The following is a 15,832-nucleotide window of genomic DNA, read 5'->3' as shown; positions in this document are numbered from 1 at the left end:
CGGCCGGTTCACGACCCGCGCGGCCCCGGCCGCTGTCCGCCTTCCGCGGAGGGTGTCAGCCCTTGCGGGCCTTGACCTCCTCGGTGAGCTTGGGGAGGACGTCGAAGAGGTCGCCGACCACGCCGTAGTCGACCAGGTCGAAGATCGGGGCCTCCTCGTCCTTGTTGACCGCCACGATGGTCTTCGAGGTCTGCATGCCGGCCCGGTGCTGGATGGCGCCGGAGATACCCGCCGCGATGTACAGCTGCGGCGAGACGGACTTGCCGGTCTGGCCGACCTGGTGGGTGTGCGGGTACCAGCCCGCGTCCACCGCGGCGCGCGAGGCGCCGACGGCCGCGCCGAGGGCGTCGGCGAGGTTCTCGACGACCGAGAAGTTCTCGGCACCGTTGACGCCGCGGCCGCCGGAGACCACGATCGCGGCCTCGGTCAGCTCCGGGCGGCCGGTCGACTCGCGCGGGGTGCGGGAGACGACCTTCGTGCCGGTGGCCTTCTCGCCGAAGGTCACCGGGAGCTGCTCGACCGTGCCCGCGGCCGGGGCGGCCTCGGGGGCGGCGGAGTTGGGCTTGACGGTGATGACCGGGGTGCCCTTGGTGACGCGGGACTTGGTGGTGAAGGCCGCGGCGAAGACCGACTGGGTCGCCACCGGGCCGGAGTCGCCGGCCTCCAGGTCGACGGCGTCGGTGATGAGGCCCGAGCCGATGCGCAGCGCCAGGCGGGCCGCGATCTCCTTGCCCTCCGCGGAGGAGGGGACCAGCACGGCGGCCGGGGAGACGGCCTCGTAGGCGGCCTGGAGCGCGTCCACCTTCGGCACGACGAGGTAGTCGGTGAACTCGGGGGCGTCGGCGGCGAGCACTTTCACCGCGCCGTACTCGGCCAGCGTGGCGGCGGCACCGTCGGCGCCGGCGCCCAGGTGCACGGCGACCGGGTCGCCGATGCGGCGGGCCAGGGTCAGCAGTTCGAGGGCGGGCTTGCGGACGGCGCCGTCCACGTGGTCGACGTAGACAAGGACTTCAGCCATGGGAGTTGCTCTCCTGCGAGGATTGCGGGGGCGGGAAGGAGTGAGGGGCGCGACGGGCCTTCGGGCTCAGATGAACTTCTGGCCCGCGAGGAACTCGGCGAGCTGCTTGGCGCCCTCGCCCTCGTCCTTGACGATCGTCCCCGCGGTGCGGGTCGGGCGCTCGGCGGCGTCGTCGACCTTCGTCCAGGAGCCCCCGAGGCCGACCTCGTCGGCCTCGATGTCCAGGTCGTCCAGGTCCAGGGACTGAACCGGCTTCTTCTTGGCGGCCATGATGCCCTTGAAGGAGGGGTAGCGCGCCTCGCCGGACTGGTCGGTCACGGAGACGACGGCCGGGAGCGCGGCCTGAAGCCGCTCGGTCGCGGCGTCGCCGTCGCGGCGGCCGGTGACCTCGCCGTCCTCAACGGAGACCTCGGAGAGCAGCGTGACCTGCGGCACGCCCAGGCGCTCGGACAGCAGCGCGGGCAGCACGCCCATCGTGCCGTCGGTGGAGGCCATGCCACAGACGACCAGGTCGTAGCCGGTCTTCTCGACGGCCTTGGCCAGCACCAGGGAGGTGCCGATCGCGTCGGTGCCGTGCAGGTCGTCGTCCTCCACGTGCACGGCCTTGTCGGCGCCCATGGACAGCGCCTTGCGCAGCGCGTCCTTGGCGTCCTCGGGACCGACGGTCAGCACGGTGACCTCGGCGTCGTCGGCGTTCCCGGCGATCTGCAGGGCCTGCTCGACGGCGTACTCGTCGAGCTCCGACAGCAGACCGTCCACGTCCTCGCGGTCAACGGTCAGGTCGTCGGCGAAGTGCCGGTCGCCGGTGGCGTCGGGCACGTACTTCACACAGACAACGATCCTCAAGCTCACGCCGGCTCTCCTACTTGCGTCGTCATTACTGGCTGCCTTGTCTCACAGGCAGCATAGGCGCCTGATCGGGCGGAATCCGGTCCGGTGGGGCCGGCTCTCCAGCCAGGATATTACTCGTCAGTACACTCAGGCCCTTACCCGGTGGCAAGGCCGGTGAACTGTGACCTTTCCAACGGCTCAGGAGGGCACCGTGCCCTCTCCCAGCGCGTTGTAACGCCCCGCGTGGTACAGCAGCGGGCGGCCCGTGCCGGAGGAGTCCCCGGCCACCGCCTCCGCCAGGACCACCCGGTGGTCGCCGGTCGGCACCCGGGCCACCACCGCGCACACCGTCCAGGCGAGCACGCCCTCCAGCACCGGCGCCCCGTACGGTCCGCGGCGCCAGCGGGTGGGCGGCGCGAAGCGGTCCGCACCGGGACGGGCGAAGGTGGCGGCCAGCTCGCGCTGGTGCTCGCCCAGGATGTGCACCCCCACGTGCTCCGCCTCGGCGACCACCGGCCACACCGAGGAGGCCGTGGCGATGTTGAAGGAGATCAGCGGTGGTTCGGCGGCGACGGAGGCCAGGGACGTCGCGGTGAAGCCGGCGGGGCGGCCGTGCCCGTGGGCGGTGATCACGGCGACCCCTGCCGCGTGCCGCCGGAAGACGGCGCGCAGCAGGTCGGGACCGGCCTCGGCCGCCTCCGCCGTCCGCCGGATGCCGTTCGGTGCGCTCATCCGAGATCCCCTGCCCACGGCAGGCCAGGCTGTCCACCGCGGGCGGCCCGCGTCAAGTTCGTCCCCCCGGATGGGACCAGGGTCACGCGGCCGGGGATCCTCACACCGCCTCCCCGAGCGCGGCGATGACGTCGGCCTTGCGAGGCTGCCCGCTCGCCCGCCGCGCGATCCGGCCCCGCGCGTCCAGCACCAGGACGGTGGGGGTGCGCATGATCCCCAGCCGCCGCACCAGATCCAGCCGGGACTCGGCGTCCACCTCCACATGGACGACGCCCTCCACCAGTTCCGTCACCTCCGCCAGCACCCGCCGGGTGGCCCGGCAGGGCTGGCAGAAGGCACTGGAGAACTGCACCAGCGTGGCCCGCTCCCCCAGCTCCGCGACGCCCACTTCCCGGGCGGTCAGCCTCTCCTCCGCGTCCCGTCCGCGCACCGTCATCCTTCCGTTCCGTCTGCTGTGCGCCATCCCGAAGGCGCCGGCCAGCGCCAGCACCGTCAGACACACGATCAGTCCTGTCATCCCCGCCGTCCCCGTCATACCTGTCATACCCGTCATACCCGCCGTCCCGCCCCCGCATCGTCTCCCACAGCACCGGTGACCATGCCGCCGATTCCCCGATCCGGCCGCCACCGCCCCTCGGGATGCGGAATGCTGTCGCCATGAGCGTCGACACACGGGGAACGAGGTTCGCCGCCGCCGTGACCACCGCGGTCCTGGCCGCCGTGCTGGCCGGCGGGAGTTTCCGGCTGCTGGCCGCGCAGACGCTGGTGTTCGCCGCCGGGGCGGTGCTCGGCGTGGCGCGCTCACCGTACGGGCTGCTCTTCCGTCACCTGGTCCGGCCCCGGCTGGGGCCGCCGACCGGAATGGAGCACGCGGCGCCGCCCCGTTTCGCGCAGGGCGTGGGGCTGGCCTTCGCCCTGGTGGGTCTGGTCGGGTACGGTGCCGGGCCCCTGTGGCTGGGCATGGCGGCGACCGCCTGCGCACTCGCCGCGGCCTTCCTCAACGCCGCCTTCGGCTACTGCCTGGGCTGCGAGGTGTACCTGGTGCTGCGCCGGGTCGCGGGGCGGGGGGCCGGGTGACTGCCGAACGTGACGAGGATCTCCCGTCCCCGGAACTGGCCAGGGAAGTTACGGCGGCGTAGGTTCGGGTAGATCCGCCGGGAGAACCCTCCCCAGGCAGCTTCCCAGAAGGGTCCTCCCAGATGGCAGAACTGGTGTATCCGCCCGTGATCGGCGCAGCCCGAACCCTGTTCAGGGCGCTCGACCTGCGTTTCGACATCGACGGCACCGAGCACGTCCCGCGGCGCGGCGGCGCCGTGCTGGTCAGCAACCACATCGGCTACCTCGACTTCGTCTTCGCCGGGCTGGCCGCCCGGCCCGCCAAGCGGCTGGTGCGCTTCATGGCGAAGGAGTCGGTCTTCCGGCACAGGGTCTCGGGGCCGCTGATGCGCGCGATGAAGCACATACCGGTGGACCGCTCGCAGGGCGAGCACGCCTACCACCACGCGCTGAAGGCACTGCGCTCGGGTGAGATCATCGGCGTCTTCCCCGAGGCCACGATCTCGCAGTCGTTCACCCTGAAGAACTTCAAGACCGGTGCGGCCCGGATGGCCCAGGAGGCGGGCGTTCCACTGCTGCCCGTCGCGCTGTGGGGCACGCAGCGGCTGTGGACCAAGGGCCGCAAGAGGGACTTCGGCCGCAACCACTTCCCCATCACCATCCGAGTGGGCGAACCGCTGCGACCCGCCGGGGGCGAGTCGGCGGCCGGGCTCACCGAGCGGCTGCGCGACCGCGTTCAGGAACTGCTGGAGGCTGCCCAGCGGGCGTATCCGGTGCGGCCCAAGGGCCCGGACGACACCTGGTGGATGCCCGCACACCTGGGCGGCACCGCCCCGACCCCGGCCGAGGCCGGTTCTCTGTAGGGCGGGCCTGGGACCGCGCGCGCCCCGAAGGCGGCCCGGCCCGGTCGCGCGCGGTCCCCGGTCCTCTCCCCGGCCGGCCCTCTCTTCCGTCGGCGGGCCGCCCGGCGCGGTCAGCGGGCCATCTCCTCCCGCAGCGCGGCGACGAAGCCGTCGACGTCCTCCTCGGTGGTGTCGAAGGAGCACATCCAGCGCACGTCGCCGGCGGCCTCGTCCCAGAAGTAGAAGCGGTGGCGCTTGCGCAGCCGCTCACTCACGTCGTGGGGCAGCCGGGCGAAGACGGCGTTGGCCTGGACGGGGTGGAGGATATCCACTCCCTCGACGGTGCGCGCGCCGGCGGCGAGCCGCCGGGCCATGGCGTTGGCGTGGGAGGCGCTGCGCAGCCACAGGTCACCGGCGAGCAGCGCCTCGAACTGCACGGAGACGAACCGCATCTTGGACGCCAGCTGCATCGACAGCTTCCGCAGGTGCTTCATCGCCCGCACCGCGCCGGGGTTCAGCACGACGACGGCCTCGCCGAAGAGCATGCCGTTCTTGGTGCCGCCGAAGGAGAGCACGTCCACGCCCGCGTCCGTGGTGAACGCCCGCAGCGGCACGTCCAGCGCGGCCGCCGCGTTGGCGATGCGGGCGCCGTCGAGGTGGACGGCCAGGCCGCGTTCGTGGGCCGTCTCGCAGATCGCCCGGATCTCCCCGGGCGTGTAGACGGTGCCCAGTTCGGTGTTCTGGGTGATCGAGACGGCCTGCGGCATCGCCCGGTGCTCGTCGTCGAAGCCGTACGCCTCGCGCTCGACGAGTTCGGGGGTGAGCTTGCCGTGCTCGGTGGATACGGTCAGCAGCTTCAGTCCGCCGACCCGTTCGGGTGCGCCGCACTCGTCGGTGTTGATGTGGGCACTCTCGGCGGCGACGACCGCGCCCCAGCGGTCGGTGAGGGCCTGGAGGGCCACGACGTTGGCGCCGGTGCCGTTGAACACCGGGAAGACCTCCGCCGCCGGCCCGAGATGGACGCGGAAGACCTCCTGGAGGTGGGCGGTGTAGTCGTCCTCGCCGTAGGCGGTCTGGTGACCGCCGTTGGCGAGGGCGAGCGCCGCCAGGATCTCCGGGTGCGCGCCCGCGTAGTTGTCGCTGGCGAAGCCGCGCACCCGCGGATCGTGGCGGCGCCGGGCATCCGTCGGTGGGGATGCCGGGGGCTCCTCGGTCGGGTGGGCCTCTACGGTTGCGGGGTCAGCCACAGGCGGTGTCCGTTCACTTCCTCGGCGGACTTGTCCCAGACACCGGCGATGGCCTCGGCCAGCTCCCCGACGTCGGTGAAGCCCGCGAACTTGGCGTTCGGGCGCTCGGCGCGCATCGCGTCGTTGACCAGCGCCTTGACCACCAGGATGGCAGCAGCGGCCGGAGGCCCCGCATCCGGCCCCTTGCCCGCCTTGCGGAAGGCGTCGGCCAGGGCCAGCGTCCAGGCCTCGGCCGCGGCCTTGGCCGCGGAGTAGGCGGCGTTGCCGGCGGTGGGGCGGGTGGCGCCGGCGGCGCTGATCAGGACGTAGCGGCCGTTTCCGCTGCGGCGCAGGGCTCCCTCGAAGGCCAGGGAGGTGTGCTGCACGGTGCGTACCAGCAGCTTCTCCAGCAGCTCCCAGTGGGACAGGTCCGTCTCGGCGAAGGCCGCCGAGCCGCGCCAGCCGCCGACCAGGTGCACCAGCCCGTCGAGGCGGCCGTACTCCTTCTCGGTGCGGGTGGCCCACTCGCGGGTGGCCTCCAGGTCGAGCAGGTCGACGGTGTCGCCGGTGACGGCGGCTCCGCCGTGCGCGAAGCGGGCCCTGTCGACGGCCTCGGCCAGCCGCCCGGCGTCCGCGTCGGCGGCGACGACGGTGGCGCCCCGTTCGGCCAGGCTCAGCAGCGCGGCCCGGCCGGCGGGCCCGGCCGCGCCGGCGACGGCGACGACGGCGCCGTCCAGGGGGCCGCCGTTGCCGTTGGGTGTGCTGGTCATGGTGGTGATCGCCTCTCTGTGACGTCCGGTGGTCACGCCGCGGCCGGGACGGAGGACTCGGCGGTGATGCCCTTGGTCGATGCGATCACGTTACGCAGCTTCTTGGCGAGAGCCTCGTAGAACATGCTCAGCGGGAACTCGTCGGGGAGCACGTCGTCCACCAGCTTGCGCGGCGGCAGGCTCAGGTCCAGGGCGTCGGGACCCTTGGCCCAGGTCGAGCCGGGGTGCGGGGCGAGGTAGGCGGAGACCAGTTCGTAGGCCTTGAACCAGTGGACCAGCTTCGGGCGGTCGATGCCCTCCCGGTAGAGGGTCTCGATCTCCTCGCGCAGATGCACGGTCACCTCCCGCGCCCGCTGCCAGTCGATGCCGAGCTTGTTGTCCGTCCAGCGCAGGGCGTCGTGCTTGTGGAGGTAGGCGAACAGCAGCTGGCCGCCCAGCCCGTCGTAGTTGCGGCTGCGCTCACCGGTGACGGGGAAGCGGAACAGGCGCTCCAGCAGCACGGCGTACTGCACGTCGCGGCCCTGCTCGAAACCGTCGGCCTCCAGCTTCACGGCCTCGTGGAAGGCGGTGAGGTCGCAGCGCAGCTCCTCCAGGCCGTACATCCAGAACGGCTGGCGCTGCTTGATCATGAAGGGGTCGAAGGGCAGGTCGCCGTGGCTGTGGGTGCGGTCGTGGACCATGTCCCACAGCACGAAGGTCTGCTGGGCGCGCTTCTGGTCGGCCAGCAGCCCCCGGGCGTCCTCGGGCAGCTCCAGCTTGGTGACCTCGCAGGCGGCATCGACGACGCGGCGGAAACGGGCGGCCTCCCGGTCGCAGAAGATCCCTCCCCAGGAGAACCGCTCGGGCGCCTCGCGCACGGCGACGGTCTCGGGGAAGAGGACCGCGGAGTGGGTGTCGTAGCCGCTGGTGAAGTCCTCGAAGGTGATGCCGAGGAAGAGCGGGTTGTCGTAGCGGGTGCGCTCCAGTTCGGCCAGCCAGTCCGGCCAGACCACGCGCAGGACGACGGCCTCCAGATTGCGGTCGGGATTGCCGTTCTGCGTGTACATGGGGAAGACGACCAGGTGCTGGAGGCCGTCGACGCGGTGGGAGGCGGGCCGGAAGGCCAGCAGGGAGTCCAGGAAGTCGGGGACGCCGAAGCCGCTCCCGGCCCAGCGGCGCAGGTCGGCCACCAGGGCCCGGTGGTACGCCTCGTTGTGCGGGAGCAGCGGCGCGAGTTCCTCCACGCAGGCCACGACCCGCTCGACGAGCCGCTCGACCTCGGCGCGCGCGGGGGCGCCCTCGGCCTCGAAGTCGATGGAGCCGTCCTTCGCCTGGGCGGGGCGGACGGCTTCGACGGCTTCCTTGAGCACTGCCCAGGCGGGGTGCTCCACCACACGGCCGGCGAACGGGCCGTCGGCGGTCGGAGCGCCACCCGTCATCACCGCGGGCGAAAGGATTTCCGTCATTACTACCCCTCCACAGAAGAAACTCTCGTACCAGCACCGTAGCCGCGCAGACTTCACCGATCAACCCGAGAGTGAGGAAATCCTTCTGTCGTCCACGCGCAATGCGGATGTTTTTCCTGTGAACAACCCCTGGAGCGGAAGGGATCGCCGTACGCGCGGCGATCCCACGCCCCCTGCCCGCTCCGCGCCCGGCCTCCCCCGCCACGGGCACCCCGCTCCGCGGGCGGTGATCGTCCGCGGCTACCCTTGCCGCGCGTACGCACCGCCTCCCCGGACACCGCAGGAAAGCGAGAACGCGCCGTGCCACTGCTGACCGTCGGACACCGCGGGGTGATGGGCGTCGAGCCCGAGAACACCCTGCGCTCCTTCGTCCGGGCCGACCGCGAGGGCTTCGACGTCATCGAACTGGATCTCCACCTGAGCCGGGACGGCGCACTGGTGGTGATGCACGACGCCGACGTGGACCGCACCACCGACGGCTCCGGTCCGGTGGCCGGGAAGACCCTGGCCGAGCTGCGCGAGCTGGACGCCGGCCGGGGCGAGCGCGTCCCCGTCTTCGAGGAGGTCGTGGAAGCGGTCTCCGCACCGCTCCAGGCCGAGATCAAGGACCGTGCCGCGGCCCGGGTGCTGGCGAGGACCGTCGAGCGGCTCGGTCTTCACCGGCGGATCACGGTGATCTCGTTCCACGACGAAGCCCTGCGCGAGACACGCGGGCTGCTGCCGGACATCCCCATCGCGCTGGTCACCGGCTCCTCCACGCCCACCGCTCCCGAGCGCGCCGTGGAACTGGGAGCCGCGATGGTCTCCTGCGAACTGCGCCGGCTGGACGCGGAGATCGTCGGACGCTGCCGCGCCGCGGGCCTGAAGGTGATCTCCTGGACGGTCAACACCGACCAGGACCTGGCCCGCGTGCGCGAGCTGGGCCTGGACGGCGTGGTCACCGACCTGCCCGCCGTCAGGAAGGCGGCCGGCGGAGCGGCTTGACCAGCAGCTCGAACCGCAGATCGTCGCGGAGCGGGACCCCGAAACGCTCGTCGCCGTACGGGAAGGGGCTGGTGCGTCCGGTGCGGACGTAACCGCGGCGCTCGTACCAGGCGATCAGGTCCGCCCTGGCGGTGATCACCGTCATGTGCATCTCGCGCGCCTCCCAGCGCTCGCGCGCCACCCGCTCGGCCTCCGCCAGGACCGCCCTGCCCAGCCCGCCGCCCTGGAGGACCGGCCGGACGGCGAACATCCCGAAGTACGCGACGGCCTCCCCCGCCCCGCCCACACGGCGCTCCAGCTGGCAGCAGGCGACCGGCTGCCCGTCCTGCTCGGCGACCAGCACCAGGCTGCCGGGGGCGCGGATGATGCCGGCGACTTCCCCCGGGTCGGTGCGCTGCCCCTCCAGCAGGTCCGCCTCGGTGGTCCAGCCCGCCCGGCTGGCCTCACCCCGGTACGCCGACTCCACCAGGGCGACCAGCGCGGGGACGTCGTCCTCGCCCGCGGTCCTGAAGCCCGGACCGGGAGCGGTCCCGGGAGCGGTCCCGGGGGCGAGGTCGGGGGCCGGGGAGGCGGGGCCGCTCACGGTGTTCAGGGCGTTCGGGGCGTTCATGGGGCCGAGCCTAACCCTCCGTCCGCGCGCCCCGGCCGACCGGCCCGTATGCCGGACAGCGCTCCGGCCACGGCCTAGGCTCGACGGCATGGTTCACGTACTGAGCAGCCGGATCCTGCTGCGCCCCACCGACCCGGACCGTTCGCGGGCCTTCTACGGCGAAGCCCTGGGGCTGGCGGTGCACCGGGAGTTCGGCACCGGGCCCGAGCGCGGGACCGTCTACTTCCTGGGCGGCGGCTTCCTGGAGGTCTCCGGCCGGTCCGAGGACCCGCCCGCGCCCGGCCTGCGGCTGTGGCTCCAGGTCGCCGACGCGGCCGGGGCCCACCGGGAGCTCACCGCCCGCGGCGTGGAGGTGCCGCGCGGGCCCAGGCGCGAGCCGTGGGGACTGGTGGAGATGTGGATCAGTGATCCGGACGGGGTGCCGATCGTCCTCGTCGAGGTTCCCGAGGACCATCCGCTGCGCTACCGCCCCGGAATCTGAAGCCCCCGCACGGGTTCCGGCAACGCTGCCCGCGGCACCGGGGGCATGCGCTCCGGCCGCGCTCCCCCCACTGCCTCCGCGCGCTCCCGTGCGCGCGCCCGGTGCCGGGCATCCTCCCCGCGGAACAGGCCGGAGGAGCCGGCCGGGGGTGTGGCGGGGAGGCGGGGTGCACGGACCGGAGCCGGTCGGCTGGATGCTGGTGGCCCTGTGCGGAACCGTGGGCGTGTACTGCCTGCGGCAGACGCGCGGCGGTGCGCCCGGGCGGCGGCGGGAGGCCGCCGGCGAGGCGGTCATGGGGCTGGGCATGGCCGTGATGGCGCTGCCCGCCTCGGCGGTGGAGCCGATGCCGCCGACGGTCTTCGCGGCGCTCTTCGGCGCCGCCGCGGTGTACGGACTGGCGCTGGCCCTGTTCGACGGGGGGCACCGGCTCCACCATCTGCACCACACCGTCGGCGCCCTGGCCATGCTCCACATGGCGCTGGCCATGGCCGCCGCCCCCGCTCACGGGCACCATGCGGCACCGTCCGCGCGGCCGGCCTCCATGGCGGCGCTGACCGGAGCGCTGCTGGTCTACTTCGCGCTGTACACGCTGCTCGCCGGGGTCAGGCTGGTTCCCGCGCAGGCCTCCCCCCGCCTCCCGTCCGGGGCCGGCACGGGCGGCGGCGCGGACGGCGTCCAAAGCACCGGGACGCCGTGGGGCCCGGAGGTGGCGTCGGCCTGCCGACTGGGGATGGGGATGGGGATGTTCGCGATGCTGCTCAGCTCCTGAGGCCTCCGCCGGGACCGGTGGGACGCCGCGCCGGTGAGGCGTGCGTCACTTCCCGTTTTCCGCCGGCCGCGGGGCGGTCGGCGGCTCATAGGCTGTCCCCATGATGGTCGCGCTCGCACTGATCGTCCTGGGCGCGCTGATCGCGGCGACGGCGCCGCGCGTGCTGGCCCGCGGCTCCTGGCCGGACCGCGAGCCGGTGCTGGCGCTGCTGGTGTGGCAGTGCGTGGTGGTCGCCGTGCTGCTGTGCTGCGTGCTCGCCATGGCCCTGTCCGGCGCGGCGGCCTGGCAGGCCGTGCGCGGCCACGTCTTCGCCCCGGCCCCGAGCCGGGTCGTCGAGGCGTACGGGCTCAGCGCGTTCGGCGGTTCCTGGCCCGCGGTGGTGGCGGTGGTGCTCGCCTGCGGCGGCCTGTGGACCGCCGCGATGCTCACCCGGGAGATCCGCCACGCCCGCGCCCGTCGGCGTGCCCGGCGCGCCGAACTCCTCGCCCGCGCCCCGCTGCTGCCCGGCGAGGAACCGGCCTCCGGGGAGCGGCTGGTGGTGCTGGAGAGCGAGCGCCCGGACGCCTGGTGGCTGCCGGGGAGCACGCCCCGGCTCGTGGTCACCACCGCGGCCCTGCGCCGGCTCGAGGGACGCAGGCTCGACGCCGTCCTCGCCCATGAGCGGGGCCATCTGCGGGCCCGTCACGACTGGCTGCTGAACTGCTCGTCCGCGCTCGCCGCCGGCTTCCCTCAGGTGCCGGTCTTCCGCGCGTTCCGGGACCAGGTGCACCGGCTGGTGGAGCTGGCGGCCGACGACGTGGCCTCGCGGCGCTGCGGGCGGCTGGCGGTGGCCCTGGCTCTGGTCGAACTCAACGAGGAGCGCGGGGTCTTCGACCCGAACGCCTCGCACCCCGGCGCACAGGTGCCGCAGCGGGTCGACCGGCTGCTGAGGGCCGCTCCCCGGCTGACGGTGGTCCGGCGGCTGCGGATGACCGCGCTGGCGGCCCTGGTGCCGCTGGTGCCGCTGCTGGTGGCCTTCGCCCCCGGGCTCAGGGCGCTGAGCTGACGTTCGCGCGCCGCTGCGCGCGCCCCCTCGACCGGCCGACTCGCCGACCGGACGGTTGGAGCGCCTCCCAGCGGCGATTCTCTCCTGCATGACCCCCTCTCCACGGCCCTCCTCCCGGTGTTCCTCCCCCCGGCCTTCCTTCCCGCACCTCGCCGCCCCGCTGTGCACCGCTGCCGCCGCCGTGCTCACCGTGCTCGTCCTGACGGGGTGGGACCCGCTGCTGGACCTCGACGCACGCGTCACGGGCGAGCTGCACCGCACAGCGGTCACCGAGCCCGGCTGGACACGGCTCAACCGGGTGCTGACCGACTGGGTCTGGGATCCGTGGACGATGCGGGCCGTGCTGCTGGTGACGGTGGTGTGGCTGGTGCTGCGCGGCGCACGCCGGCCGGCGCTCTGGCTCTCGGCCGCCGCGATCGCCGGCACCCTCCTCCAGCAGGCCCTGAAGGCCCTGTTCGACCGCGACCGCCCGCGCTGGAGCGATCCGGTGGACTCCGCGGACTTCGCGGCGCTGCCCTCCGGCCACGCCATGACGGCGGCGCTCACCTGCGGCCTGCTGCTGTGGCTGGCGCGTCTGCGCGGAGTGGGCCGCCCCGTGCGCCTGGCCGTCCTGTGGGTGGGCGCGGCGAGTGTCGCCGGGGTGGGGTTCACCCGGGTCTACCTGGGTGTGCACTGGCCCACCGACGTGGTCGTCGGCTGGCTGCTGGGCTTCGCCGTGGCCGCCGTCACGGCGGCGCTGTGGGGCGGACGCGGCGTCCGGCGCCCTCGACCGCGACGGCTCGGACCGGGAGGATCGTCCCCATGGTGATCAGGGGCGTTCTCTTCGACTTCTCAGGGACACTGCTGCGCGTCGAGCCGGCGGCCGACTGGCTGCGCGCCGTGCTCGACGAGGCGGGCATCGATCTGCCCGGTGGCGAGTCCGCCCGGCTGGCGGCGGAGCTGGAGGAGGCCGGTGCGCTGCCCGGCGGCGCCTCCCCGCGCACCGTGCCCGCCGGGCTGCGGGACCTGTGGAAGGAGCGCGACCGCGGCGCCGGGTGTCACCGTGCCGCCTACACCGCGCTGGCCCGCCGGGTCCCGCTGCCCCGGCCGGAGCTGTACGACGCCCTGTACGAGCGGCACATGCGGCCGGATGCCTGGCGCCCCTACCCCGACACCGCCGACGTCCTGGACGCGCTGCGGGACCGGGGGGTGCCGGTGGCGGTGGTGAGCAACATCGGCTGGGACCTGCGGCCGGTGTTCAGGGCTCACGGCCTGGACCACCGGGTGGACGCCTACGTGCTCTCCTTCGAGCACGGTCTCCAGAAGCCGGAACCCGGCATCTTCGAACTGGCCTGCCGTGCTCTGGATGTGGCGCCCGGGGAGGCGCTGATGGTCGGCGACGACCGGCACGCGGACGGCGGGGCCGCCGCGCTGGGCTGCGCCGTGCAGCTGGTGGACCACCTGCCCTGCGACCGGCGCCCCGACGGACTGCGTCCGGTTCTGGACCTGGTGGACCGCGCCGGCTGAGCGGGCCGGGCGGGCAGCCGTACGGATGGGACGGAGAGGGGCCGGTCTCGGGCGATCCCCCGCGTCGCCCGAGACCGGCTTCCGACCGGACACCGCCGTGACTCGCCGGTCGGCGTCCGGAGACCGCTGAGTATATTGGCCCCGAGCCAGTCAACGCAGGAGTTAACAGGATGTCCCCTCGCAGCGCATCGGTCAATGAGGAGTTGCGCAGGCGATCCCGTGAGCGGTTGCTGCAGGCGACGGTGGAACTCGTCGACGAGCGCGGATACGAGGCGACGACTCTGGGGGACATCGCGGACCGGGCCGGTTCCGCACGGGGTCTGGTGTCGTACTACTTCCCGGGCAAGCGGCAACTGCTCCAGTCGGCCGTCCACCGGCTGATGCACCTCACCCTGGCCGAGGCGCTGGACCGGGAACCGCGGCCCGCGGGCCCGGACGCCGGGCGGGAGGGGCTGGCCCGCGCGATCGACGCGATCCTGGGCCTCGCCCGCGACCGGCCGACGCTGATGCGCACGCACATGGCCGGGATCCTGCAGCACGAGGGCTTCGTCCAGTGCAACGAGCAGCAGCGGCTGGCCCGGCTGCTGCGCGACACCGTCGTCGGCTACGGCTCGCACGACCCGGACACCGACTACCCGCTGCTGCGCGCACTGCTCATGGGGGCGGTGGTGGCCGTGCTGCTGCCCGGGGCGCCGATGCCGTCGGCGAGGCTGCGTGCCGAGCTGTTCGCGCGGTACGGGCTGGACTGGGAGCTGGGCTTCCCTCCCGACACCTCCGGAGGGGAGCCGACAGGGGCAGGACTCGCTGCTGCCCCTGTCGGGCCCGCTGTGACGAACCCACACGCCGGTCCGGCCGCGGGGTGAACGGCCGGACCCCGGCGGCACGGCCGCCGGGGTCCGGTGTCCGGGGGCGGTGTCGAGCGGCTCAGGCGGTCACGGGCCGGCTCAGCGGTAGTCGGGCTGGGTCTGGGCGTTGAACTCGTCCAGCCGGACGCGCTCGGCGCCGGCGGTGCGCCGGTCGCGGATCCGCAGGACGTCGAAGCCCATCTGGATGTCGTTGGAGTAGACGTGGCCGTTGTAGTAGTACGCCGACCACGAGCCGCCGATGGAGTCGGGGTCGGAGTACGGGCCGCGCTCGAAGTACCCGATCTCCCGGGGCCTGGTGGAGTCGGTGAATTCCCAGAAGGAGACACCGCCCTGGTACCAGGCCTGCACCATGACGTCCCGGCCCTTGACCGGGATCAGCGAGCCGTTGTGGGCCACGCAGTTCTCGGTCCCGGCCTGGTGCCGGGGGATCTTGAAGTAGCTCTTGAACACCAGCTCGCGCCGATCGCCCTTGCCGGTGATGTGGTAGATGCCGTTGGCGCCCCGCTTGTCCCCGACCTCCGCGTTGCAGGTGGCGCCGACGCCGCCGCCGAGTTCGTCGGTGAAGACGACCTTCCGGCCGTTCTCGTTGAAGGTCGCCGAGTGCCAGAACGCGAAGTTCTCGTTGTCCTGGACCCGGTCGATGACGCGGGGCGCGGCCGGCTCGGAGATGTCCATCAGGATGCCGTCGCCCATGCACGCGCCCGCGGCGATCCTCATCTCGGGGAACGCGGTGATGTCGTGGCAGCCGGTGGTCGGCACCATGGCGACCGGGTTCTCCGGCGGGCCGGGGTTGCCGCCGTCCGGGAAGAGGACGGGGAAGTCGATCACCGATGATTTCTCGGGAGCCTTGCGCGGCACCTTCACGATGGAGATCCCGTCGTGCGGCGGCCGGCAGTCGGGGAAGGTCTCGTCCGGGAAGTAGGAAGAGACGTAGACGTAGACGTCCCCGCGGTCGGGCACCAGCGTGTGGGTGTGCGAGCCGCAGGCGGTCTCGACGGCCGCGACGTACCGCGGGTTCCGCTTGTCGCTGATGTCGAAGACCTTGATGCCCTCCCAGGAGCTCTTCTCCGTCGGCGACTGGGCGGTGCTGTTGCAGGAGTCGTCGCTGCGCGAGGAGTCGGTGGACAGGAAGAGCAGGTCCCCGGAGACGGAGATGTCGTTCTGGCCTCCCGGGCACAGGACCTGGCTGACGACCTTCGGGGACTTCGGGCGGCTGATGTCGTAGACGGTGAAGCCGTCGTAGTTGCCGGCGAAGGCGTAGCGGCCCTGGAAGGCCAGGTCCGTGTTGAGGCTCTTGAGCGCCCCCTTGGGCAGATTGGTCAGGTGGGAGACGTTCCTGCTGTGGACGATCTCGTCCACGCCGGGTATCCCGCCGCCGTCGACGGCGGCTTCGGTCTCCGCGCGGTCCTGCTTCGACACCTTCCCGGGCGTGGCCGGCGAGTCACCGGGGCCGGGAATTGCCGCCGCCGGTCCGGCGGCCAGGAGCGTGGACAGCAGGCCGAGTACGGCCGCCGCCGCGCCGAGGTGTCTGCGCCGCGCACGGGGTCTGGGCAACGACGTCACTGATTCCTCCCTGTCGGTCCGCCTGGCACCGACCCGAGTTGGGCGGCTCACGGACTCGGGCAGTATGACTTCTCGCACCCTTCTTCCG

18 protein-coding genes are annotated in these 15,832 nt (G+C 73.1%); 9 read left to right on the top strand and 9 right to left on the bottom strand.

Translation table 11 applies throughout. From position 1 onward, the window contains the following. Positions 1 to 55: 55 nt before the first annotated feature. The 4 genes from AC2CJA_RS01570 to AC2CJA_RS01555 all read right to left on the bottom strand — a co-directional run bounded on the left by AC2CJA_RS01570 (position 56) and on the right by AC2CJA_RS01555 (position 3,098). A complete protein-coding gene (locus AC2CJA_RS01570; RefSeq protein WP_484600808.1) occupies positions 56 to 1,018 on the bottom strand; it encodes an electron transfer flavoprotein subunit alpha/FixB family protein in 963 nt (320 codons plus the stop codon). 66 nt (positions 1,019 to 1,084) lie between these two features. After that, on the bottom strand, positions 1,085 to 1,870 hold the full coding sequence (locus AC2CJA_RS01565) for an electron transfer flavoprotein subunit beta/FixA family protein (RefSeq protein ID WP_484600807.1): 786 nt from the start codon (positions 1,868 to 1,870) through the stop codon (positions 1,085 to 1,087). Between the two features lie 177 nt (positions 1,871 to 2,047). Next, the gene (locus tag AC2CJA_RS01560) at positions 2,048 to 2,581 is read right to left on the bottom strand and encodes a flavin reductase family protein (RefSeq protein ID WP_484600806.1); all 534 of its coding nucleotides are present in this window, start codon (positions 2,579 to 2,581) and stop codon (positions 2,048 to 2,050) included. A gap of 100 nt (positions 2,582 to 2,681) precedes the next feature. Continuing rightward, a complete protein-coding gene (locus AC2CJA_RS01555; RefSeq protein ID WP_484600805.1) occupies positions 2,682 to 3,098 on the bottom strand; it encodes a TlpA family protein disulfide reductase in 417 nt (138 codons plus the stop codon). Positions 3,099 to 3,238: 140 nt separating this feature from the next. Between AC2CJA_RS01555 and AC2CJA_RS01550 the strand changes: the two genes are divergently transcribed. Together AC2CJA_RS01550 and AC2CJA_RS01545 are read left to right on the top strand one after the other, a co-directional pair. Next, positions 3,239 to 3,658 carry a DUF4395 domain-containing protein gene (locus AC2CJA_RS01550; RefSeq protein WP_484600804.1) on the top strand — a complete coding sequence of 140 codons (420 nt, stop codon included), beginning with the start codon at positions 3,239 to 3,241 and terminating at the stop codon, positions 3,656 to 3,658. Between the two features lie 122 nt (positions 3,659 to 3,780). Next, positions 3,781 to 4,500: a lysophospholipid acyltransferase family protein gene (locus tag AC2CJA_RS01545; protein WP_484600803.1), complete on the top strand. Its 720-nt coding sequence runs from the start codon at positions 3,781 to 3,783 to the stop codon at positions 4,498 to 4,500. Between the two features lie 110 nt (positions 4,501 to 4,610). On the opposite strand, the gene AC2CJA_RS01540 is transcribed toward AC2CJA_RS01545, so the two are convergent. From AC2CJA_RS01540 to AC2CJA_RS01530, 3 genes are read right to left on the bottom strand one after another with little or no spacing between them, the layout of a single operon-like run. Next, positions 4,611 to 5,726, bottom strand: a complete 1,116-nt coding sequence (locus AC2CJA_RS01540) for a threonine aldolase family protein (RefSeq protein WP_484600802.1) — start codon at positions 5,724 to 5,726, stop codon at positions 4,611 to 4,613. Then, complete coding sequence (locus AC2CJA_RS01535; RefSeq protein WP_484600801.1) at positions 5,705 to 6,475, bottom strand: SDR family NAD(P)-dependent oxidoreductase; 771 nt, start codon at positions 6,473 to 6,475, stop codon at positions 5,705 to 5,707. The genes AC2CJA_RS01540 and AC2CJA_RS01535 overlap by 22 nt, the downstream gene beginning before the upstream one ends. 32 nt (positions 6,476 to 6,507) lie before the next feature. After that, the gene (locus AC2CJA_RS01530; protein WP_484600800.1) at positions 6,508 to 7,920 is read right to left on the bottom strand and encodes a DUF6421 family protein; all 1,413 of its coding nucleotides are present in this window, start codon (positions 7,918 to 7,920) and stop codon (positions 6,508 to 6,510) included. Positions 7,921 to 8,220: 300 nt separating this feature from the next. Between AC2CJA_RS01530 and AC2CJA_RS01525 the strand changes: the two genes are divergently transcribed. Then, on the top strand, positions 8,221 to 8,904 hold the full coding sequence (locus AC2CJA_RS01525) for a glycerophosphodiester phosphodiesterase (protein WP_484600799.1): 684 nt from the start codon (positions 8,221 to 8,223) through the stop codon (positions 8,902 to 8,904). Here AC2CJA_RS01525 and AC2CJA_RS01520 read toward each other — a convergent pair. Continuing rightward, positions 8,876 to 9,514, bottom strand: a complete 639-nt coding sequence (locus AC2CJA_RS01520; protein ID WP_484600798.1) for a GNAT family N-acetyltransferase — start codon at positions 9,512 to 9,514, stop codon at positions 8,876 to 8,878. The genes AC2CJA_RS01525 and AC2CJA_RS01520 overlap by 29 nt on opposite strands. Before the next feature lie 88 nt (positions 9,515 to 9,602). Here AC2CJA_RS01520 and AC2CJA_RS01515 point away from each other — a divergent pair, with 88 nt between their 5' ends. From AC2CJA_RS01515 to AC2CJA_RS01490, 6 genes are all read left to right on the top strand, one after another. Further along, positions 9,603 to 9,995: a VOC family protein gene (locus AC2CJA_RS01515; protein ID WP_484600797.1), complete on the top strand. Its 393-nt coding sequence runs from the start codon at positions 9,603 to 9,605 to the stop codon at positions 9,993 to 9,995. A gap of 166 nt (positions 9,996 to 10,161) precedes the next feature. Continuing rightward, positions 10,162 to 10,764, top strand: coding sequence for a DUF5134 domain-containing protein (locus AC2CJA_RS01510; RefSeq protein WP_484600796.1), 603 nt, complete (start codon positions 10,162 to 10,164; stop codon positions 10,762 to 10,764). Positions 10,765 to 10,864: 100 nt separating this feature from the next. Next, entirely contained in the window at positions 10,865 to 11,809 is a 945-nt protein-coding gene (locus tag AC2CJA_RS01505; protein WP_484600795.1) for a M56 family metallopeptidase, read from the top strand. Between the two features lie 88 nt (positions 11,810 to 11,897). Next, positions 11,898 to 12,617, top strand: a complete 720-nt coding sequence (locus tag AC2CJA_RS01500) for a phosphatase PAP2 family protein (protein ID WP_484600794.1) — start codon at positions 11,898 to 11,900, stop codon at positions 12,615 to 12,617. Then, positions 12,611 to 13,315 (top strand): HAD family hydrolase, encoded by a 705-nt coding sequence (locus AC2CJA_RS01495; RefSeq protein WP_484600793.1) that lies wholly within the window; start codon positions 12,611 to 12,613, stop codon positions 13,313 to 13,315. The genes AC2CJA_RS01500 and AC2CJA_RS01495 overlap by 7 nt, the downstream gene beginning before the upstream one ends. 170 nt (positions 13,316 to 13,485) lie before the next feature. Then, entirely contained in the window at positions 13,486 to 14,178 is a 693-nt protein-coding gene (locus AC2CJA_RS01490) for a TetR/AcrR family transcriptional regulator (protein WP_484600792.1), read from the top strand. A gap of 81 nt (positions 14,179 to 14,259) precedes the next feature. Here AC2CJA_RS01490 and AC2CJA_RS01485 read toward each other — a convergent pair whose 3' ends face one another. Then, the gene (locus AC2CJA_RS01485; protein WP_484600791.1) at positions 14,260 to 15,744 is read right to left on the bottom strand and encodes an LVIVD repeat-containing protein; all 1,485 of its coding nucleotides are present in this window, start codon (positions 15,742 to 15,744) and stop codon (positions 14,260 to 14,262) included. Between the last annotated feature and the right edge of the window lie 88 nt (positions 15,745 to 15,832).

The organism is Streptomyces sp. ATLC9, from assembly GCF_057196705.1.
This window is presented reverse-complemented; position numbering and strand designations above follow the sequence as displayed.